Source organism: Microbacterium oleivorans (assembly GCF_023715745.1).
Taxonomy (GTDB): domain Bacteria; phylum Actinomycetota; class Actinomycetes; order Actinomycetales; family Microbacteriaceae; genus Microbacterium; species Microbacterium oleivorans_D.
The window spans coordinates 887,959-906,833 of the sequence record NZ_JAMBOV010000001.1; the positions used below are offsets into that span (position 1 = coordinate 887,959).

Annotated in this window: 20 protein-coding genes; 11 read left to right on the plus strand and 9 right to left on the minus strand. The window is 71.6% G+C overall.

Features of this window, described 5'->3' with window-relative positions:
* The first annotated feature begins 22 nt into the window (after positions 1-22).
* Positions 23-1,534 (plus strand): arabinosylfuranosidase ArfA, encoded by a 1,512-nt coding sequence (gene arfA, locus M3190_RS04150; RefSeq protein ID WP_251578595.1) that lies wholly within the window; start codon positions 23-25, stop codon positions 1,532-1,534.
* Positions 1,535-1,562: 28 nt separating this feature from the next.
* A complete protein-coding gene (locus M3190_RS04155) occupies positions 1,563-2,108 on the plus strand; it encodes a hypothetical protein (RefSeq protein WP_251578597.1) in 546 nt (181 codons plus the stop codon).
* 1 nt (position 2,109) lies between these two features.
* On the opposite strand, the gene M3190_RS04160 is transcribed toward M3190_RS04155, so the two are convergent.
* Positions 2,110-3,003 carry a zinc-ribbon domain-containing protein gene (locus tag M3190_RS04160; RefSeq protein ID WP_251578599.1) on the minus strand — a complete coding sequence of 298 codons (894 nt, stop codon included), beginning with the start codon at positions 3,001-3,003 and terminating at the stop codon, positions 2,110-2,112.
* Positions 3,004-3,221: 218 nt separating this feature from the next.
* Between M3190_RS04160 and M3190_RS04165 the strand changes: the two genes are divergently transcribed.
* On the plus strand, positions 3,222-3,800 hold the full coding sequence (locus tag M3190_RS04165; RefSeq protein WP_251578601.1) for a hypothetical protein: 579 nt from the start codon (positions 3,222-3,224) through the stop codon (positions 3,798-3,800).
* A gap of 7 nt (positions 3,801-3,807) precedes the next feature.
* Here the strand turns inward: M3190_RS04165 and M3190_RS04170 are convergent, their stop codons facing one another.
* From M3190_RS04170 to M3190_RS04180, 3 genes are read right to left on the minus strand one after another with little or no spacing between them, the layout of a single operon-like run.
* The gene (locus M3190_RS04170; RefSeq protein WP_251578603.1) at positions 3,808-4,221 is read right to left on the minus strand and encodes a glucose-6-phosphate dehydrogenase; all 414 of its coding nucleotides are present in this window, start codon (positions 4,219-4,221) and stop codon (positions 3,808-3,810) included.
* 42 nt (positions 4,222-4,263) lie between these two features.
* Positions 4,264-7,002: an ATP-binding cassette domain-containing protein gene (locus M3190_RS04175; RefSeq protein ID WP_251578606.1), complete on the minus strand. Its 2,739-nt coding sequence runs from the start codon at positions 7,000-7,002 to the stop codon at positions 4,264-4,266.
* Positions 6,999-7,538 (minus strand): hypothetical protein, encoded by a 540-nt coding sequence (locus tag M3190_RS04180; protein WP_251578608.1) that lies wholly within the window; start codon positions 7,536-7,538, stop codon positions 6,999-7,001. The genes M3190_RS04175 and M3190_RS04180 overlap by 4 nt, the downstream gene beginning before the upstream one ends.
* 92 nt (positions 7,539-7,630) lie before the next feature.
* Between M3190_RS04180 and M3190_RS04185 the strand changes: the two genes are divergently transcribed.
* The gene (locus M3190_RS04185; protein WP_251578610.1) at positions 7,631-8,533 is read left to right on the plus strand and encodes a 1,4-dihydroxy-2-naphthoyl-CoA synthase; all 903 of its coding nucleotides are present in this window, start codon (positions 7,631-7,633) and stop codon (positions 8,531-8,533) included.
* Between the two features lie 8 nt (positions 8,534-8,541).
* Positions 8,542-9,708, plus strand: a complete 1,167-nt coding sequence (locus tag M3190_RS04190; protein WP_251578612.1) for an AMP-binding protein — start codon at positions 8,542-8,544, stop codon at positions 9,706-9,708.
* Here M3190_RS04190 and M3190_RS04195 read toward each other — a convergent pair.
* Positions 9,676-10,080, minus strand: a complete 405-nt coding sequence (locus tag M3190_RS04195; RefSeq protein ID WP_251578614.1) for a VOC family protein — start codon at positions 10,078-10,080, stop codon at positions 9,676-9,678. The genes M3190_RS04190 and M3190_RS04195 overlap by 33 nt on opposite strands.
* Before the next feature lie 73 nt (positions 10,081-10,153).
* On the opposite strand from M3190_RS04195, the gene M3190_RS04200 reads away from it, so the two are divergent.
* Entirely contained in the window at positions 10,154-11,131 is a 978-nt protein-coding gene (locus M3190_RS04200) for a 1,4-dihydroxy-2-naphthoate polyprenyltransferase (protein WP_251578616.1), read from the plus strand.
* A 3-nt stretch (positions 11,132-11,134) separates the two neighbouring features.
* Here M3190_RS04200 and M3190_RS04205 read toward each other — a convergent pair whose 3' ends face one another.
* Positions 11,135-11,392, minus strand: a complete 258-nt coding sequence (locus M3190_RS04205) for a DUF4229 domain-containing protein (RefSeq protein ID WP_251578618.1) — start codon at positions 11,390-11,392, stop codon at positions 11,135-11,137.
* 76 nt (positions 11,393-11,468) lie between these two features.
* Between M3190_RS04205 and M3190_RS04210 the strand changes: the two genes are divergently transcribed.
* Genes M3190_RS04210 through M3190_RS04220 form a run of 3 tightly spaced genes read left to right on the plus strand, consistent with a single transcriptional unit; the run spans position 11,469 to position 14,559 of the window.
* Positions 11,469-11,864, plus strand: coding sequence for a PLD nuclease N-terminal domain-containing protein (locus M3190_RS04210; RefSeq protein ID WP_251578620.1), 396 nt, complete (start codon positions 11,469-11,471; stop codon positions 11,862-11,864).
* A 1-nt stretch (position 11,865) separates the two neighbouring features.
* The gene (menD, locus tag M3190_RS04215; protein ID WP_251578622.1) at positions 11,866-13,653 is read left to right on the plus strand and encodes a 2-succinyl-5-enolpyruvyl-6-hydroxy-3-cyclohexene-1-carboxylic-acid synthase; all 1,788 of its coding nucleotides are present in this window, start codon (positions 11,866-11,868) and stop codon (positions 13,651-13,653) included.
* 48 nt (positions 13,654-13,701) lie between these two features.
* Positions 13,702-14,559, plus strand: a complete 858-nt coding sequence (locus tag M3190_RS04220) for a PPK2 family polyphosphate kinase (protein WP_251578624.1) — start codon at positions 13,702-13,704, stop codon at positions 14,557-14,559.
* A gap of 5 nt (positions 14,560-14,564) precedes the next feature.
* Here the strand turns inward: M3190_RS04220 and M3190_RS04225 are convergent, their stop codons facing one another.
* From M3190_RS04225 to M3190_RS04235, 3 genes are read right to left on the minus strand one after another with little or no spacing between them, the layout of a single operon-like run.
* A complete protein-coding gene (locus tag M3190_RS04225; protein WP_251578626.1) occupies positions 14,565-15,353 on the minus strand; it encodes an alpha/beta fold hydrolase in 789 nt (262 codons plus the stop codon).
* Positions 15,354-15,362: 9 nt separating this feature from the next.
* Complete coding sequence (locus tag M3190_RS04230) at positions 15,363-15,818, minus strand: NUDIX domain-containing protein (protein ID WP_251578628.1); 456 nt, start codon at positions 15,816-15,818, stop codon at positions 15,363-15,365.
* A 23-nt stretch (positions 15,819-15,841) separates the two neighbouring features.
* Complete coding sequence (locus M3190_RS04235) at positions 15,842-17,194, minus strand: HNH endonuclease signature motif containing protein (protein WP_251578630.1); 1,353 nt, start codon at positions 17,192-17,194, stop codon at positions 15,842-15,844.
* Positions 17,195-17,414: 220 nt separating this feature from the next.
* On the opposite strand from M3190_RS04235, the gene M3190_RS04240 reads away from it, so the two are divergent.
* Both M3190_RS04240 and M3190_RS04245 read left to right on the plus strand, forming a co-directional pair.
* Positions 17,415-18,185 (plus strand): alpha/beta fold hydrolase, encoded by a 771-nt coding sequence (locus M3190_RS04240; RefSeq protein ID WP_251578632.1) that lies wholly within the window; start codon positions 17,415-17,417, stop codon positions 18,183-18,185.
* Entirely contained in the window at positions 18,182-18,871 is a 690-nt protein-coding gene (locus M3190_RS04245) for an esterase/lipase family protein (RefSeq protein WP_251578634.1), read from the plus strand. The genes M3190_RS04240 and M3190_RS04245 overlap by 4 nt, the downstream gene beginning before the upstream one ends.
* Positions 18,872-18,875 lie beyond the last annotated feature (4 nt).

Genomic DNA, 18,875 nt, shown 5'->3' on the forward strand with positions numbered 1-18,875 from the left:
GGTTTGACCAAGAAAGCCCTACATGACCTCCGCACGCCTCATTGTCGACGCCGCAGCCCCCATCGGCGAGGTCCGTCGCAAGATCTTCGGCGGCTTCGTCGAGCACCTCGGCCGGCACATCTACGACGGCATCTTCGAGCCCGGTCACGACACGGCGGATGCCGAGGGGTTCCGCACCGACGTGATCGACCTCGTCAAGGAGCTCGGGGTCGACACGATCCGCTACCCCGGCGGCAACTTCGTGTCGGGCTTCCGCTGGGAGGACTCGGTCGGGCCCGTCGCCGAGCGCCCGCGTCGCCTCGACCTGGCGTGGCACTCCACCGAGACGAACGAGGTCGGCCTGCACGAGTTCTCGTCGTGGCTCGACAAGGTCGGCAGCGACCTGATGATGGCAGTGAACCTCGGCACGCGCGGCACGCTCGAGGCGATCGACCTGCTCGAGTACTGCAACATCCGGTCGGGGACGACGCTCAGCGACCAGCGCGTCGCGAACGGCGCGACGGAGCCTTTCGACGTGCGCATGTGGTGTCTCGGCAACGAGATGGACGGACCGTGGCAGCTCGGCCACCGCTCGGCGGAGGACTACGGCAAGCTCGCATCCCGCACGGCGAAGGGGATGCGCCAGCTCGACCCGTCGATCCAGCTCGTCGTGTGCGGTTCGTCCGGCGCGACGATGCCGACCTTCGGCGAGTGGGAGCGGGTCGTCCTCACCCACACCTACGACGACGTCGACCTCATCTCGTGTCACGCGTACTACGAGGAGAAGGACGGCGACATCGACAGCTTCCTCGCCTCGGCGGTCGACATGGACCGCTTCATCGAGACGGTCGTCGCGACCGCCGACCATGTCGCCGCCGTCAAGCGGTCCACCAAGAATATCGACATCTCGTTCGACGAGTGGAACGTCTGGTACCTGTCGCGGTGGGAGAACGTCGAGAAGATCGACGGCATCGACAACTGGCCGGTCGCGCCGCGTCTGCTCGAGGACGTGTACTCGGTGGTGGATGCCGTGGTCTTCGGCAGCCTCATGATCTCGCTGCTCAAGCACGCCGACCGGGTCGCGAGCGCCTCGCTCGCGCAGCTCGTGAACGTCATCGCGCCGATCATGACCGAGCCGGGCGGACCGGCATGGCGCCAGACGACGTTCTTCCCGTTCTCGATCACCTCGCGCCTCGCGCAGGGGAACGCGATGCGAGTGCTCGTCGACGCGCCGTCGTACGAGACGGCCGTCTTCGGCGAGGTCCCGCTCGTCGACGCCGTCGCCACGCGCGACGCCGCGACCGGCCGCAGCGCGGTCTTCCTCGTCAACCGCAGCACGACCGATGCGATCGAGATCACGGTGGACGTGTCGGGCCTGGGCGCCACCTCGATCGCCGAGACGCACACGCTCTCGGACGACGACGTCTACGCGAAGAACACTCTCGCCGACCGGGAGCGCGTCGCGCCGCGAGCGAACGAGTCCGCTGTGCTCGACGGCGACACGTTGACGATCACGCTGCCGCCGGTGTCGTGGACGGCGGTCGCGCTCGGCTGAGACGGATGGGTCGCCGTACGGTGGTGATGTGAGGTTCGTCTTCCACCAGCGGGTCGATCTCGTGGGCGATGCGCTCCTCCCGGCATCCGAGCTGGCGGCGCTCGACCTGACCGCGCACGCGCGCGCCATCGCGAAGTACGACGACACTCCGGAACGGCGCCGGCTGCGGGACACCGCGATCCCCGGCACGGGGAGGTCGTGGACGGAGGTCGTCTTCCTCAGCCCGGTGCACCCGCACGCGATCTGGCGCGCCTGGCGTGAGGTGCGCGGCAAGGAGCTTCCGCGCGCGGAGTTCTGGGCGATCCCCGCAGGAGACCTGCCCGCGGGGACCGTCGTCCTCGACCGGACGATCACGGCGACCGGGGACCCGATCCACCCGTCGGAGGTGGCGCCCTTCGACCCGGCGTCCTTCGAGACGGCGACGGAAATCCCGCCGGCGAACCGCGCGTGGCTCGAGGAGATGGTGCGTCGCGGCGTGAGCGGAGCATGGTTCCACGGCATCCCGCACGTGCTCGCGCCGGGGGCGGTACCCCTCGGGAACGCCACGGTGATCGGTTGGGAAGAGCCGTTCTGACTCAGCGACGGTAGGCGTCGACGACGAGATCGCCGCGGATGCCGCGCAGCGCGTCGAGGATCGCCGGGACGGTCCTCGCCCCCGCCGTCCGCAGCACGACGTCGTGCGGGCCGAGGGGCTCGAGCCCGCCCGTGCGGATCCGGACGACCTCCCAGCCCGCGCTGCGCAGCAGCGCGTCCTTCCGTCGATCGGATGCCTCTCGCCGCCCCACGTGCTCGAGCCCGTGACGCCCCGGGGTGTCGTACTCGATCGCGACCCGCAGCTCGGGAAGCAGGATGTCGGGCCACACCTCCCGGTGCCGGAAGAACGGCCGGCTCACCCGCACCGCCGTCATCCCCTCGGTGAACAGGAGCGCCTGCGAGAGCCCTTGTCGCAGTCGCCCTTCGGCAGCGGATGCCGGCCGGGGAGCGCACGCGCTGACGAACGGCTCGCCGACGGGGACGTCGGGGGTCTTCTCGCAGATCGCGGGCGCCGTGCGCGTCGGTCGCGGCGCCGGAGCGGGGGCCACCGGCATCCGCACCGCCTTCGCACGGTCGACCGCAGCCAGCACCTGCGCGGCATCCACCCGCTCGATGACCTTCACCGGTCGCGGCGCGGCGAGGGCGGAGCATTCGGGACACCAGGCGGACCGCCGCCGGACCCGCCCCGGCCGCTCGCGCTGCTCGGTGGGCGTCGCGGCGAACCGGTGGCCGGCCGTGCACTCCCAGCACAGCAGCACGTCGGCCGCCGGCGGGATCTGCGACAGCGAGATGCCCTCGTTGAGGTCGGGGTGGTACTGCCGGACGAGCTCGGGGTAGGCCGCCCACGCCGATCGGTAGGTGCCGACGGGGTAGGGCACCTCGACGCCGCGCGAGAACTGGCGTCGCTGCCACCACCACCGCACGGGTTCCGTCACCGTGCCGACGGTAGGCGAGGGCTCGGACACGGCATACTGCGAGGGTGCGTCCCCTCCGACTCGCCGCCGTGCTGCTCCCCGCGATCGCTCTTGCGGGCTGCGTGTCCACGGCCAGTATCGAGTCCGAGGAAATGCCGACTCCAACGCCGTCACGCACGGTCGTATCGTCACCCGACGAGGCCCGCGCGTGCACGGTGGAGGCGAGTGAGGACCTCCGCGTGGGCAACTCCGTGGACGGGATGCCGGGGATCGACGACGTGTCGACGATGCAGTGGACGGCGGCGCGTCACCTGCGAGGTGACGGCGCATGCGCCCCGGCCAGGACGGAGCCGGGCTATCCGGCGGCGGCGTGCACCGTGGCCGTCGGCGACACCCCCGCCTACTCCGAGCCCGCCGACGACATGTTCGCCGCGGGTGCGATCGACCAGACGTCCGCGCGTGTCAGTGGAGAGACCGAAGCCGCTGTCGGGTTCGCCTATGCGGCATCCGTCTGGCGATTCGGATCAGCCACGCAGGCTGCCGCTGCACCGCTCGTGGGCCTCATCGCGTCGTGCGACGGCGTCACCGAGCGGACGGACGGGGGCGTCTTGCGATACGAGGTCCGCGAAGGTGAAAAGCCACACGTGCGAGTGACCGTCCTCGGCACATCGGTTTTGCTCCTGCGCAGCCTGCAGACGCCAGGAGGGGGCGGGACGACCGGCCTCTCGACGGGTTCGGGGCTCCTCCCCGCCGCGGCGATCGATCACCTCGAAGGCTGGTGGCTCGCGAACGTCGCGGACGCACCGGACGAACCCTGATCCGCGATCAGGCGACCTGCTGGCCGCACATCCCGCAGACGCCGGTCGCGGAGACCTCGACGAAGCAGTCCGGGCACATCGCGCGCACGACGTCGAGCGACGCCGCAGGGCGCTTCGGAGCGACCGTGCGCTCCGGACGCGGCTTCGGCGCGGTGCCACGGGCCTTGCCCGGGCGGGCGACGGACGGCGCGGGCGGCGGCGCGGTCTTCGGGGCGTGCTCGGCGCAGTAATACCGCACGAAGCCCGCGTGATTGTTGGGATGCCGGTGCTTCACGACCCACAGTTCGGTGCGCTCGCGCGGCTCGCTGCCGGCGGGGCAGCTCACGCAACGGGTCGGTTCGCCGGGCACAGCGTCGGCGGCGAGCACGGGCGTCTCGAACGGAAGAGCATCCCGCCAATCGGATGATCTCGTGATCTTCATGCGGGGGTCCTTCCGCGGCGCTCGTCGGGGGTGAGGGCCGCCCTACAAGCTTCGCACGACGGCGACGGGTTCGGGCGTCCCGGGCACTGCGACGGGGACCGAGACCGGCTTCACGCGGCGCAGCGAGCGCAGCAGGGGGCGTCCTACGAGCGCGATCCCGACGACGGTGGTGACCGCGCGCACGGTGTCCCATCCCGCCGTCGAAGTGACGAGCGAGTAGAGCAGGAAGCTCGCGAGGTTCTCGGTCAGGGGTGCCCCGGGCGTGTACGAGATCGTCGTTCCGGCGCCGACCGCGAACGGCCAGAACCAGAGGTTCATGACGAGACCGAAAAGGTACGACGCCACGGCGCCGTGAAGCGCGAGCATCACGATCTCGCCCCGCCCGCGCACCCTCGTCGGCAGGAGCGCGGCGCCGGCGGCCACCCACCCGCAGGCGAACATCTGGAACGGCAGCCAGGGCCCCACACCACCCCACACGAGCGACGACAGCAGCAGTGACGCGGCGCCGAGCAGCATCCCGAACCGTGCTCCGTAGGCGCGGCCGGCCAGGATCAGCAGGACGAACAGCGCCTCGACACCGCCGACACCCGTCGATGCGAGCCGGATGGCGCCGCCGATCGCGGCCAGCGTCGCCAGCAGGGCGAGTGTGTGGGCCGAGCGGATCGACGCGTCGACGGTGGTCGCGACGAGCACGACGGCGAGCGGAGCGAGTGCCAGGGCGATGACGGGCGCCGCAGCCTGCGCCTGCGACGGCAGCGCGGCCGCCACGAGCGGCCAGGCGAACGCACCGGCGGCGAGCAGGTTCGCGGCGAGCAGCACGAGTCCGCGCGAGCGAGGGCTGCGCGGTACGGCATCCGGCTGTTCGCGGATCCGGACGGTGTCGCGGGATTCGGATGCCGCGGGCGCGATCGATCCGGATCCGGTGACGATCGCCGGATCCGACGGCAGACCGCCCGGGCGCAGCACCCCGGCCTCGATGCGCACCGTGCGATCTGCCAGGGCACCAGCGAGCCCCGCGTCGTGCGTCGCGAAGACGACTGCGGTCCCGGTCTCCGCCGTGCGCACGAGCGCGGTCGCGACGAGCGCGCGGGCGGCGGGGTCGAGGCTACGCGTCGGCTCGTCGACGAGCAGCGCGGCGGGTCGCTGTGAGCACTGGATCGCGATCGCGAGGCACCGTCGCTGGCCGGCTGACAGGTCCAGCGGATGCCGCTGATGCAGCGCGTCTGCCGCGGGGGAGTCGGCCGCAATGCCGAGCAGGTCGAGGAACAGGGTGGCTGTGCCGGTTGTCCGTGCGCGCCGATCGGCGTGACGGCACTCGGCCTCGACGGTGTCGCGGACGAAGAGATCGTCCGAGGCGTCCGGGACCAGGGCGACGTCGCCCGTCGCCCGAACACCCGGCGCGCCCAGCGCGATCGCGGTCAGCAGGCTCGACTTGCCGGCGCCGTTCGGCCCTCGCACCGCGACGATCTCGCCGGCCGCGACGCGCAGGTCCGCGCCGTCGACCGCGGTCCGCGAGCCGTGCCGCACGGTCACCCCGCGTGCCTCGAGGACCCTCGCGCCGATCGCCCTGGCCGGCGGCTCGGGCAGCGCTGCCTCGTCCCGCCCGCCGACGCTCACGACGTCATCGACGACAGCGGCGAACTCACCGGCGCGATGCTCCGCGACCACGACGCAGACCCCCGACCCGTGCGCGAGATCGGCCAGCAATGCGACGATCCGGGCGCGGGATGCCGTGTCGAGATCCGCGAGGGGTTCGTCGACCAGCAGGAGGGCGGGGCCGTCGACGATCGCCGCGGCGATCGCCACGAGTGTCGCCTCACCCGCCGACAGCTCCCCGACTCGACGGTCCAGCAGGTGCGTCACCCCGACCCGCTCCGCGCTCTCGGCGACCCGCGCGTCGACTTCCCCGCCCGCCGCGCCCCGCAGCTCGAGCGCGAGGGCGATCTCGTCGCGCACCCGCTCGGCGGCGAACCCCTGGCGGGGGTCCTGCAGCACGGCCCCGACCGACCGGGCGGTGTCGCGGGGCAGCCGCGCGTCGCGCGGCATCCCGACCACGTCGATCGTGCCGGCGATCCATCCGCCGTCCGTGGTGGTGTGGAGTCCTGCGAGGCCCCGCAGCACGGTGGTCTTGCCCGCGCCGGTGGGGCCGACGACGAGGGTGAGCGTCCCCGCGGCCAGGCCGAGCCGGTCGACGGCCGCGACGGTGCGGTCCCCGTACCCCCACGCCGCGCCGTCCAGGTGCACGACGGGATCGGCCCGGAGGACCTCGCCCGCCCCGGCGTACCCGCGCAGTTCGAGCGCCGTCCCGAGGGCGACAGCGCGCTGCAGGGTGCGCTCGAGGACCGGCGCGAGCAGTCGCACCCCGGGGCGCTCACCGCGCAGCCGCGCGGCCCGCCGCACGACGCGCACGGCGTCGGCCAGTGCGGGCAGGGTCGCCCATGCGAGGGCGAGCGCACGCGCGAGCCCCTGCAGAGGACCGCGCCGCGCCGCGCGCGCGAGCAGGCGCGGCACGTCGATCACCGCGACGAGCGCTCCGACGATCAGCAGCGGCACCGCGATCGGCAGAGCGGATGCCGCGGCATCCACGAGTCCGTCGGAGGTCACGGGGCCGAGCACCGCGACGTGCGCGAAGGGGGCGGGCAGGCGCCACGAGGGCAGATCGAGGAGGACCGCACCGTCGCCGTCCGCGCCCCCGAAGAGGACGCGGTAGAGCACCCGGACGACGACGAACCCGACCGCGACGGCGGCCGCGGCCCGCAGCGGTCCGGGGCGGAAGGTCACGACGTCGGAGCCGCCGGTTCGCCGTCGAGCGAGAAGAGCAGCTCGAGGCTCTCGCCGGGTGCGAGCTGCAGGGTCTCGATTCCCTCCTGCGCGAAGCCCCAATCCGCGTCGGCGGACGGTCGCACCCACAGGCCCCAGTAGGCGAAGCCGGCGGGCATGCTCTCGCAGGTCTCGACGTAGTCGGGATCCTCGGTCGATCCGACGGGTTCGTCGGCGGTGGGCTGTCCGTTCACGCGGCAGACGATCGCGTCTCCGTACTCGGTCGTCCCTTCGAGCTCCACGCCGGCGGCGGCGAGGGCGTCGGTCGCCGCGATCGGCTCATCGGCGGCGACGCACGTGTCGAGTGCGACCTCGTCCGCGCCCGGCAGATCGCCGCCGTCGACGATGACCGTCACCCCGGAGTCGGCGGTGCACGTCGCGGCGGACGGTGCCGGCGACGACGGGCCGGGGTCGGCGTTCGGGGCGGCAGGCGCACAGGCGGAGAGGGCGAGCGCCAGCACGGCGGCGGCGAGGGAGGGGAGAGCGCGGGACGTCACCGCTCCAGGGTAGGGGCGCGCGGCTCCTCGCGACGGCGAGTGTGACACTGTGCGGCATCCGCTCGACTCGGCCCCGCGCGTAGGCTGGCCCGGTGACCGTCTCCGAGCTCTTCGACCCGGCGGAGTGGACCCCGGCGCCCGGCGCCGAGGGCTACACCGACATCACCGCGCACGTCTCGACGGACGGGCGGGTCGCGCGGATCGCGTTCGACCGGCCCGAGGTCCGCAACGCCTTCCGCCCGCACACCGTCGACGAGCTGTACCGGGCGCTCGACATCGCGCGGCAGGACCCGAAGGTCGGTGTCGTCCTCCTCACCGGCAACGGACCGAGCCCGAAGGACGGCGGGTGGGCGTTCTGCTCCGGCGGCGACCAGCGCATCCGCGGACGCGACGGGTACAAGTACTCCGACGACGAGAGCGCGGTCCACGATCCGGCGCGGGCGGGGCGGCTGCACATCCTCGAGGTGCAGCGCCTCATCCGCTTCATGCCGAAGGTCGTCATCGCGGTGATCCCGGGATGGGCTGCGGGCGGCGGACACTCGCTGCACATCGTGTGCGACCTGTCCATCGCGAGCGCCGAGCACGGCAGGTTCAAGCAGACCGACGCGGATGTCGGATCGTTCGACGCCGGGTACGGCTCGGCGTACATGGCGCGCCAGGTGGGGCAGAAGGTGGCGCGCGAGGTGTTCTTCCTCGCCGAGGAGTACTCGGCGCAGCGCGCGTACGAGATGGGCGCGGTCAACCGCGTCGTGCCGCACGCCGACCTCGAGCGCCAGGCCCTCGACATGGCGCGGACCATCCTCGGCAAGTCTCCGACCGCGATCCGCATGCTGAAGTTCGCGTTCAACGCGATCGACGACGGCATGGTCGGCCAGCAGGTGTTCGCCGGCGAGGCGACCCGGCTCGCCTACGGCACCGACGAGGCCGTCGAGGGCCGCGACGCGTTCCTCGAGAAGCGCGACCCGGACTGGTCGCCCTACCCGTACCACTTCTGAGTCCGGCGATGCAGCTGCGCCGCCTCGACTCCGCCGATCCTCGTGACGTCCTGCGGGCGCTGCGGGCGGCCGTGCTGGGCGCGGGGCCCGCGGTGGCGCTCGGCGGCGCGGAGGGCCTGCCGGGCGAGGTCGCGGCGGGCACGGCCGTCGTCGTCACGACGAGCGGGTCGACGGGGTACCCGAAGTCCGTCGCGCTCAGCCGGTCGGCGCTGACGTCGTCGGCGCTCGCGACCGCCGACCGCATCGGCAGCGGCAGCTGGCTCCTCGCCCTGCCCGCCACCTATGTCGCCGGCGTCCAGGTCATGGTGCGGGCGCTCGTCGCCGGGCGCGACCCGGCGATCCTGGCGGGGTCGTTCACGGCGCAGACCTTCACCGCGGCGGCGTCGGCGATGGCCGCGAGCGAGGGCGGGCGCCGGATCCCGACGTACACGTCGCTCGTGCCTGCGCAGGTGCAGACAGTGGTCGAGGCGGGGGAGACGGATGCCGCGGTCGCGCGTGCGTTCGTGTCGTTCGAGGCTGTGCTCGTCGGCGGGCAGGCGCTCCCGCCCGCTCTCGCCGAGCGCGCCCTCGCGCTCGGTGCGCGGATCGTCCGCACCTACGGATCGACCGAGACGAGCGGAGGCTGCGTCTACGACGGCCGACCGCTCGAGGGTGTGCGCGTGCGGATCGCCGACGGCGAGGTGCAGCTGAGTGGCCCGACGCTCGCCGACGGCTATCTCGGCGATCCCGAGCTCACCGCCGAGGCGTTCGTCCGGGACGAGGACGGGGCGCGCTGGTACCGCACGGGCGACTCCGGGTCCTTCGACGACGGCGTGCTGCGGGTCACGGGTCGCCGCGACAACGTCATCGTCTCGGGTGGTGTGAACGTCTCGCTCGACCGGGTAGAGCAGGCCACACGGACCGTGACGGGACTCGAGGGTGCCGTGGTCGTGCCGACGACGGACGAGCGGTGGGGTGCGGCATCCGTCGTCGTCCTCTCACGGGCAGCGCTCGCCGGCCGGGGTGAGCCCGACGTGCTCGAGGAGGTGCGCCGGGTCGTCGCGGCCGCCATCGGTGCGCCGGCGCGTCCGCGGGAGCTGCTCGTGCTCGATGCCGTGCCGCTGACCGCGAGCGGCAAACCCGACCGCGCGCTGCTCCGGCGACTACTCGCGGAGGACGCCGTCCCCGGCGCCTGATGCGAACGGACCGGTCTGCACGACGCAGAACCGGTTGCCTTCGGTGTCCTCGAGGACGATCCAGTCCGCATCGTCCGGGTACCCGTCCCAGTCCACCTCGCGCGCGCCGAGGGCGAGCAGTCGGGCGACCTCCTCGCCCTGATCCTCGGCGTAGAGGTCGAGATGGATCCGCGGCGGGTAGTGCTGCGGGTAGCCGGTGACTGAGAGGGCGAGGCTCGGCAGCGGGTCGCTCCATCGGGTCTTCTCGGGCGAGTCGAGGAGAGCCCAGTCGACGTCGGTCTTGCGGGCGGTGTAGCCGAGTGCCTGCGTCCAGAACGTGATGGCGCGATCGATGTCCTCGACGGTGAGCACGATGTTCCCGATGTGCAGCATGCGCCCAGTCTCCGCCTGCGGCGCCGTACGCGGGAGGGGGTGGCGCGGGGGAGCGCGGATAGGATTCTTGGTCGTGGCCGCATCCCGAAAAACCTCACGCAAGCCCGCCGCGAAGCGCTCCGGTTCGCGCGGCAACCCGGCGAAGACGCGCGTCTCGTCCGCGCCGTCCAAGCCCGCCCCGGTGACGGCGCGCGACTGGATCGGTGCCGCGCGGCTGCGCACCCTCCCCCTCGCCATCAGCCCGATCCTCGTCGGAACCGGCGCCGCGATCGCCGTCGGAGCGGGCTTCCACTGGGTTCTCGCCCTCTGCTGCCTCGTCGTCGCGGTGTCTCTTCAGATCGCGGTCAACTTCGCCAACGACTACAGCGACGGCGTGCGGGGAACCGACGACCACCGCGTGGGACCGACCCGCCTGACCGCGTCGGGACGCGTCGCGCCCCGCGCGGTCCTGATCGCCGCCCTCATCTTCTTCGGCATCGCGGCGGTCACGGGCCTCGCGATCGTCATCCGCACCCAGTTCTGGTGGCTGCTCGCGGTCGGGGCCGTCTGCATCGTCGCGGCGTGGTTCTACACCGGTGGCAAGCGACCCTACGGCTACTTCGGTCTCGGCGAGCTCTTCGTGTTCGTTTTCTTCGGGCCCGTCGCGGTCATCGGCACGACCTTCGTGCAGGCGGGGTCCGTGCCGCAGGAGTCCTGGATCCCGTCGATCGCCGTCGGCGCCCTCGCGTGCGGCGTGCTGGTGACGAACAACCTGCGCGACATCGATCAGGACCGTGTCGCGGGCAAGCGCACCCTCACGGTCCTCATCGGCAAGCGCGCGTCCCAGGTTCTCTACACCGTGTTCATGCTCGTGCCGTTCGCGATCGTGCCGATCCTGGCGGTCTTCTACCCGGTGGCGTGGCTTTCGCTGATCGTCCTGCTCGCGACCCTCTCGGCCACGCTCATCGTCTGGACCTACCGCACGCCGCGCGAACTCATCGTCGCGCTGCAGCTGAGCTCGCTGGCATCGCTCGCGTGGAGCGCGTTCATCCTCTGGGCGTTCGTCGCCTGAGCGTCAGTTCGCCGCGTCCTCGACCGCTTCGTCACTCTCGGCCCGCTTACGCGCCGCGCGGGTCTCGGCGATGCCGGCCGAGACCTCGTCCAGCGGACGACGGAGGAACAGCATCGAGAGGCTGAGACCGATGAGGGCGGCGAAGATGGCGGCGAGCCAGTACTGCTCGCGCAGGACCGGGAAGAGCATCATGATGCCGAACGGGACGAAGAAGGCGAGCAGCCGCAGCAACGCGAAGACGAGGGCTGAGCGGGCACGCATATCCCCATTCTACGACCGTGCCCTCGTGCCGTCGCCCGGCAGCCTCGGGGTGCGAACGCGCGCCTAGGATGGAGGAATGGCGCGCGTGTACCTCGTTCTGGCGCTGCTGCTGGCCGCGTTCTGGGTCTACAGCGTCGTCGATTGCGCCGTCCAGTCTCCGACCCGTCACCGCGGGGTCAGCAAGCCGATCTGGCTGCTGATCGTCATCCTGCTGCCGGTCGTGGGCGGCATCCTCTGGTTCGTCATCGGCCGTGCTCGCGCCTCGTCGAGCCGTGTCGCCTTCCGCGCCCCCGACGACGACCCGGAGTTCCTCGGACGCCTGAACACCACCAGCGACCAGGACGAGCGCATCCGCCGTCTCGAGGAGGAGCTCGCAGCGCTCGACTCCGAGGCTCCCGACCCGCGTGATCGTCCGATCGACCCGCCGGCGGACGACGACTCCGACGAGCAGTCGCGCGGGTCGCGTTCCTGACATGACCCTCGACCGATCCGGTCGCGCCCCCGCGACCGACGCCGCGGCCGCGCTGCTGAGCCGACTGATCGAGAGGGGTCTTCGGCACGTCGTGCTCTCGCCGGGATCGCGGTCGCAGGCGCTGGCCCTCGTGGCGGCGGAACTCGAGGCGCGAGGCGTCATCCGGCTGCACGTGCGCGTCGACGAACGCGTGGCGGGCTTCACCGCTCTCGGCATCGGTCGTGAGGATCGGATGCCGGCGGCCGTCATCTGCACCTCCGGCACCGCGGTCGCGAACCTCCTCCCCGCCGTCCTCGAAGCGCACCATTCCGGTGTGCCGCTGCTGCTGCTGACCGCCGACCGACCGCCCGAGCTCCGCGGCGTCGGTGCGAACCAGGCGACGCGACAGCCGGGGATGTTCTCGGGCTTCGTCCGACTCGAGTCCGACCTGCCGGTCGCCGAGGCGCTCGCGGGGGCGGTCGACGGCGACGAGGTCGCCCCGTTCCGCGCCGCCGCCGACGAGGGGTGGGATGCCGCGGTGGGTGCGGGTTCGCGTGTCGCCGGCCCCGTGCACCTCAACGTCCCGTTCCGCGAGCCGCTGGCGGGTGAGCTGCCGGAGTGGCTGCCGTCGTCGAGCGGTGTGGTCGCGGCATCCGACCCTGCGGAACCCGCCGATGAGACCGCCGAGGCGGACTGGGGTGCGCATTATCAGGGCGGCGGTGGCGTCGGTGCGGCGCTCGAGGTGGTCGAGGCGGAGCCGGTGGCCCTCGAGCCGGGACCGCGTACGATCGTCGTCGCGGGGGCGGATGCCGGAGCGGATGCCGAGCAGCTGGCGCACGCGGGCGGGTACCCGCTGATCGCGGAGATCATCAGCGGCGCACGGTTCGGGCGGCATCTGGTCCACGGGTATCGGCGACTGCTCGCGGACCCGGACCTCGGGGGACGGGTCGAACGGGTCGTCGTGTTCGGGCATCCCACGCTGAGCCGGGAGGTCGCGCGCCTGCTGAGTCGCGGGGACGTCGAGGTGCTGGCGGTGCGGGGTCCGGGTGAGCAGGTGAATCTCAACGGCACGACGGTCGCCGTGGACGGCGTGTCCGCGCCCTCCGGCGCTGCGGACCGCGAGTGGCTCCGGGCGTGGATGCGGGCGTCGCGGGAGCAGGTCGTCGATCTCAGCCCCGCTGCGCCGGATGCCGACGCGCTGTCGTCGGCTGTGCCGGCGGAGCGCCTCGGCGCGATCTCGGCTGAGCTGGGGGCGATCCGCGCGCCGGTGGACCGGACGGTGCTCGTGGATGCCGTCTGGCGGGCGACATGGCCGCACGACCGGTTGCTGTTCGGATCGTCGCGACTCGTACGGGTGGCCGACGAGGTGCTCGGCGGCAAGAAGGTGCCAGTGCACGCCAATCGCGGCCTGGCCGGCATCGACGGCACAGTCGCGACAGGGCTGGGTATCGCTGCCGCATCGCAGCGCGGCGCCACACCGGGCGTCACCCGCGTGCTCCTCGGCGATCTCGCGTTCCTGCACGATGTCGGAGCGCTGCTGCTTCCGTCGGCCGAGAACGAGCCGCGGGTTCAGGTGATCGTCGGCAACGATGGCGGAGGGACGATCTTCGACGGTCTCGAGGTGGCGGGGATCGCGGGTGCCGAGGCGTTCGACCGGGTGCAGTTCACGCCGCAGACCGCGCGGATCGAGGAGATCGCGCGTGCGTACGGGTGGGAGTACCAGCGTGTGACCACGCGGGGTGCGCTCGACCAGGCGTTGACCTCGCCCGCGGGTGGTCGGCAGATCATCGAGGTCCCGCTGACGCGATAGTCCGCAAGCCCGTCGCGCGGGCGACCGCGACGCGGCAGGATGTGCCGCATGAGTGCTGGAGATCACTGGACCGGTTCGCCCTCGACGCTGCTGCGCGTCGGGCCGGGATTCCGTCTCGCCGACGTCGACCCCGCATCGACGCCGGGGTATGAGGGCGGCAAGAAGTCGGGGAAGGCGGATCTCGCCGCGGCGGCTGAGCAGTTCGACCAGTTGCAGGAGCGGCTCTACGCGCAGAGCCGCACGCAGCCGGATTCGCCGGCGGTGCTGCTGGTGCTGCAGGCGATGGACTCGGCGGGCAAGGGGGGGATCGTGCGGCACGTGATCGGGGCGACCGATCCGCAGGGCGTGCACCTGAAGGCGTTCAAGAAGCCGACGTCCGAAGAGCTCGCGCATGACTTCCTCTGGCGGATCGAGCGAGAGGTCCCAGAGCCGGGTTACATCGGCGTGTTCGACCGCTCGCACTACGAGGACGTGCTGATCGGTCGGGTGCGCCGGCTCGCTCCTCCCGAGGAGATCGAGCGTCGGTACGGGGCGATCGTCGACTTCGAGGCGGGCCTGGCGGAGCGGGGTGTGCACATCGTGAAGGTGATGCTGCACATCTCCGGCGGCGAGCAGAAGGCGCGCTTGAGCGAGCGCCTGGAGCGGCCCGACAAGCACTGGAAATACAACCCGGGTGACGTCGACGAGCGTGAGCTGTGGCCGGCGTACATGGACGCGTACCAGGCTGTGTTCGATCGCACCTCGACGGAGCAGGCACCGTGGTTCGTCGTGCCGGCCGATCACAAGTGGTACGCGCGGTTGGCGGTGCAGGCGTTGCTCATCGACGAGTTGGAGCGCATCGATCCGCAGTGGCCGGCCGCGGATTTCGATGTGGAGGCCGAAAAGGCGCGCCTCGCGGCCACCTGATGCGGTCAGCGAAGGTGTGACCGGATCGCCCGGACCATGGCGTCGGGGCGTTCGACGGGGATGAAGTGCCCGCATCCGTCGATCACGTCGAGGCGGGCGTCGACGAAGTGGTCGTTCAGGGCGTCGCTCCATTCGACGGGGAACAGCGGGTCTGCCCCCGGCCACAGCATCGTCGTCGGAACGGTGATGCGTGGGGTCTCGCCGGCGTAGCCGCGGTTGGCGACGTACCACTGCAGGCTGGCCGCGAACGCGCCGGGCCGCGCGTAGGCGGCGATGATGTCGTCGAGATGCGGAGGAGGAGCGGGATCGGCGCGCCACGAGTCCCAGACGCGGGTCAGGTAGGTGCGGACGGCGCGTTCGTCGCCGTCGATGAGCTGCGCCGCGACCGGATCGCGGTGGAAGTGCTGATACCAGAAGACCGACGCGAGGGCAGGGGATGCGGCGCGGTCGCCGATGCCCGGATAGCCCGGCGTCAGCACCGCGCCGTCGAACCGTTCGGGGTTGATGCGGAGCGTCGCCTGGGCGATCCGGCTGCCGATGTCGTACCCGGCGATGACGACGTTGCCGGCGATTCCGGCGTCATCGAGCCGTGCGAGGACGTGCTCGGCGTGTGCATCGGCGGTGGATGCCTCGGCGCTGGGGATGCCGTCGAAGCCGGCGCCCAAGCCGAGCAGGTCGGGCGTGATGACGCTGACCCCCGGCAGGCCGTCGATGACCGCGTCGTAGTCCGAGGGGAGACCCGGCCACCCGTGCAGAAGGACGACGGTCTGATCGCCGTGGGTGTCGGTGGTCATGGCGGCACCCTACAGATCGTCGCGGACGTCGCCGATGACGCGGTCGATCCAGCCGCGGCGCGGAAGAGAAAAGATCGCGTCGCGGGGGAACCACGCGAGCTCGAGCAGCTCGTCACCGTCGGCCGCGGCGTCGGTCGTGAGCTCGCAGTCGTAGGCGGTCGTGACGTATCCGACCCGATCACCGTTGGGGTAGGTCACCATCATCGGTTCGCCTGCATAGACCCCGACGATGCGACGGATGCGGACGCGGGCGCCCGTTTCTTCGTGTACTTCCCGCGCGAGGGACTCGGCAGGCTCCTCTCCGGGCTCGACGCCTCCACCGATCAGGCTCCAGAGGCCGGAATGGCGATGGCGGGCGAGGAGGAAGTTCTGCCCGTCCCTGATGACGGCTGTCACGCCCGGCAGGAGGAGGAAGTCCGTGCCGATGCGCGAACGGAGGGAGGCGACGTAGTCGGACATCGGCATCCGTCGAGTGTAGGCAGGGGGCCTCAGAACGGCGCAGGTTCTGCCGCGGCGGGCGGTGGCGGTGGTGGTGGTGCGGCAGGGCTGAAGGCGACGGCCGGGGTGGGTGCGTCTTCTCTGTAGGTTCTGCCGAGGGGTGAGGTCCATTCGAGGACGCCACCCGTGAGTTGTCGGACCCGCCAGGCGGTGAACTGCTTCATCGAGTGGTGCCGTTGGCACAGGTGCGCGAGATTCGAAAGTTCGGTTCGTCCGCCGAGGGCGTGGTCGTGGGTGTGGTCGATCTCGCAGCGGATCGCGGCGGTGCGGCATCCGGGGAACCGGCAGTGCTGGTCACGGGCTTGCAGGAACCGTCGCATTCCCGACGGGACCCGGTACGAGTCGGTCGCGGCCGTGACCCCGGTGACCGGGTCGTGGAACAGCCGCTCCCAGATGTGAGTGTTCCCGGCCAGTTGTCGCGCGGCGCCGGCGTCGATGGGGGAGCGGCCGGCGAGATCACACGGCCCGTCATCCTCACCCGTCAACGTCGCCGCGGGGACGAGGATCTGCACGCGTGCGCGGACCGCGCCGAGAGGACCGGCGGCGGTGTCACGGGTGTCATCGAGCGCGGGCGTTCCAGCCAGGAGCAGGTCGGCGAACACGTCCGCACGCACCTGGTCGGTGGAGCGGGTGTCGGTCGCGATCACGGCGGCGTCGGCGTTCCCGGCGTGCGCGGCAGTGCGTTCGTCGCGGGTGTCGATGATCGCTCGCGCTTGCTGCGTGAGCCGGTCGTGGATCCCCTCGGCGATCACGGTCGGGAGTGTGGCGATCAGGTCGCTCATCCCGTCTCGTCCGGGCACGAGCCGGACGCAGCGCCCGGCGGCGGCTTCCTCGTGTCGTTCCGCGAACGACCGGGGGTGCATCCGGTGCGCGAGGATCTCGAGCTCGCCGCGCACCCGGTTGGGGGTGTCCTGTTCGCACCGGGTGATCGCGGCTTGCTCGAACTCCGCCCAGAGCTCTGCCGGCAGCGCAATCCCGGTCTCGAGGATCAGGAACGCGTGCCCGCGCACGATCCGTCCGGCCTCCCACGCCTCGACCGTCGCGGGGAACCCTTCGATGAGCGTGCGCGCTTCGCCGATGCGGCGTTGCACGGTCCGGTCGGTGACACGCATCACCCCGCCGACTTCCGCCGCGATCGACCGGAGGGCCATGTCGTGCACCTGCACGCGCGCGTTGCGCTGCGCGACCTGCGCTTCCGCCAACCGCCCCGCCGCAGCCAGCACGCGCAACTCCTCGATTTGCGCCGCTGCGATCCGCCGAGCGACGGAGTCCACGTCCGCGACAATGCCGGCCAGGATGGCGAGATAGTCCTCGCCACCGGGGGTTTCCGTCGCGTCCGCCATACCTGCACTCTGCCACCGACCACCGACATCCACCCTCGCAAAACCGGTCGAGGACACCCGTTGTGCACACCTCGAGGGTGAGAGTCCTCTCATCTGAGGGAAGCGCGATGGGGTGCGCTCGCAGAGCCGCCAGGGCACACGGGTTCCGCTCCTGGTCAAGCCCCGCGTCGGCCCGCGGCCTCCCCGCTACCGTGAGATCTCAGGCTGAGGAAAGGACCGTGTGACCCAGCACCGAGACGAGTCGTCGACCCGAGAGGTCGCGATCGGAGACCTGCACTTCCGTGTCATCCGATCGCCGCGCGTGGACGCGGCTCGCACGTATCTCCTCGTACACGGCATCGGCATGTCGCACCGATATCTCCGCCGCCTGCACACCTCTCTGGCCCCCGATCACGACGTCCTCTCGATCGATCTGCCCGGGTTCGGCGGGCTTCCGAAGCCCGTCGAACAGCTCGACGTCCCCGCCATGGCCGCGGCGATCGCCGCGCTCCTCGACCGTCTCGACCTCGCCCCGATCGTGGCGGTCGGGCATTCGATGGGCAGCCAGTGGGTCATCGAGCTCGCGGTGCAGCGGCCTGATCTGGTCAGCCACGTCGTCGTGATGGGCCCAGTCGTCGACGATCGTCATCGCACCCCCGGCGCTCAGGCACGGGCGCTCGCGATCGACGTCTTCCGCGAATCGCCACGCGCGAACGGGATGGTCTTCAGCGACTACCTGCGATGCGGCATCCGTTGGTATCTGCGGCAGCTGCGACACATGCTCGCGTACCGCACGGAGGATCGGGCGCGCCTTCTCACACGACCGCTGCTCGTCGTCCGCGGCTCCCGTGATCCGGTCGCGGGTGCCGAGTGGTGTCGCCGGTTGGCGGAGGCTGCACCGGATGCCGCGCTCCTCGAGATACCGGGGAGCCCTCACGTCGTGCAGGACACCGCTCCACGGATCGTCGCCGACGCGATCGTCGCCTTCAGCGGATCGCGGAACGCGCGATGATCGCCGTTCTCCGCAACGCCGTGTGGTGGGCGCGCGACTACCTCTACGCGCTGCGCTGGCAGGTCGCCGCGACCTTCACCCGCCTCGATCCGCGAGAGCTCACGAACGGCGACCGCACACCCATCGTCATCCTCCCCGGCGTGTACGAGACCTGGCGGTTCATGACACCGCTCATCCGCGTGATGCACGACCGCGGGCATCCCGTACACGTCCTACCGGTGCTCCGACGCAACCGGCGACCCGTCGACGAGGCCGCCGCCCGGGTCGTCGAGTACGTCGAGGAGCGCGACCTCCGCGGCTGTGTGCTGCTCGCGCACAGCAAGGGCGGACTGGTCGGCAAACGCGCCATGGTTATCGACGCGCCCACCGGCCGGGTGCGCGCGATGCTCGCCGTGGCCACCCCGTTCGGCGGATCGCGTTACGGCCGCCTCATGGTCCTTCCATCGCTGCGAATCTTCTCGCCGCGCAGCGCGACGATCCTCGCGCTGTCGCGCGAGCACGAGGTCAACGCGCGCATCGTGTCGGTCTACGGCCGGTTCGATCCGCACATCCCTGAGGGCAGCGAGCTCCCCGGCGCCGCGAAGAACGTGCGTCTCGAGACGGGCGGTCACTTCCGTGTGCTGGCCCACTCGCGGGTCATCGCGGAGCTGATCGGCCTGTCCGAAGAGCCGCCGGCCGTACCCTGAACCC

Coding starts and splice junctions, on each gene's coding strand:
- M3190_RS04210 (WP_251578620.1), top strand. CDS start 11,469: ATGGCGCGCGTGTACCTCGTTCTGGCGCTGCTGCTGGCCGCGTTCTGG.
- M3190_RS04190 (WP_251578612.1), top strand. CDS start 8,542: ATGCAGCTGCGCCGCCTCGACTCCGCCGATCCTCGTGACGTCCTGCGG.
- arfA (WP_251578595.1), top strand. CDS start 23: ATGACCTCCGCACGCCTCATTGTCGACGCCGCAGCCCCCATCGGCGAG.
- M3190_RS04225 (WP_251578626.1), bottom strand. CDS start 15,353: ATGACCACCGACACCCACGGCGATCAGACCGTCGTCCTTCTGCACGGG.
- menD (WP_251578622.1), top strand. CDS start 11,866: ATGACCCTCGACCGATCCGGTCGCGCCCCCGCGACCGACGCCGCGGCC.
- M3190_RS04245 (WP_251578634.1), top strand. CDS start 18,182: ATGATCGCCGTTCTCCGCAACGCCGTGTGGTGGGCGCGCGACTACCTC.
- M3190_RS04170 (WP_251578603.1), bottom strand. CDS start 4,221: ATGAAGATCACGAGATCATCCGATTGGCGGGATGCTCTTCCGTTCGAG.
- M3190_RS04195 (WP_251578614.1), bottom strand. CDS start 10,080: ATGCTGCACATCGGGAACATCGTGCTCACCGTCGAGGACATCGATCGC.
- M3190_RS04220 (WP_251578624.1), top strand. CDS start 13,702: ATGAGTGCTGGAGATCACTGGACCGGTTCGCCCTCGACGCTGCTGCGC.
- M3190_RS04235 (WP_251578630.1), bottom strand. CDS start 17,194: ATGGCGGACGCGACGGAAACCCCCGGTGGCGAGGACTATCTCGCCATC.
- M3190_RS04230 (WP_251578628.1), bottom strand. CDS start 15,818: ATGCCGATGTCCGACTACGTCGCCTCCCTCCGTTCGCGCATCGGCACG.
- M3190_RS04205 (WP_251578618.1), bottom strand. CDS start 11,392: ATGCGTGCCCGCTCAGCCCTCGTCTTCGCGTTGCTGCGGCTGCTCGCC.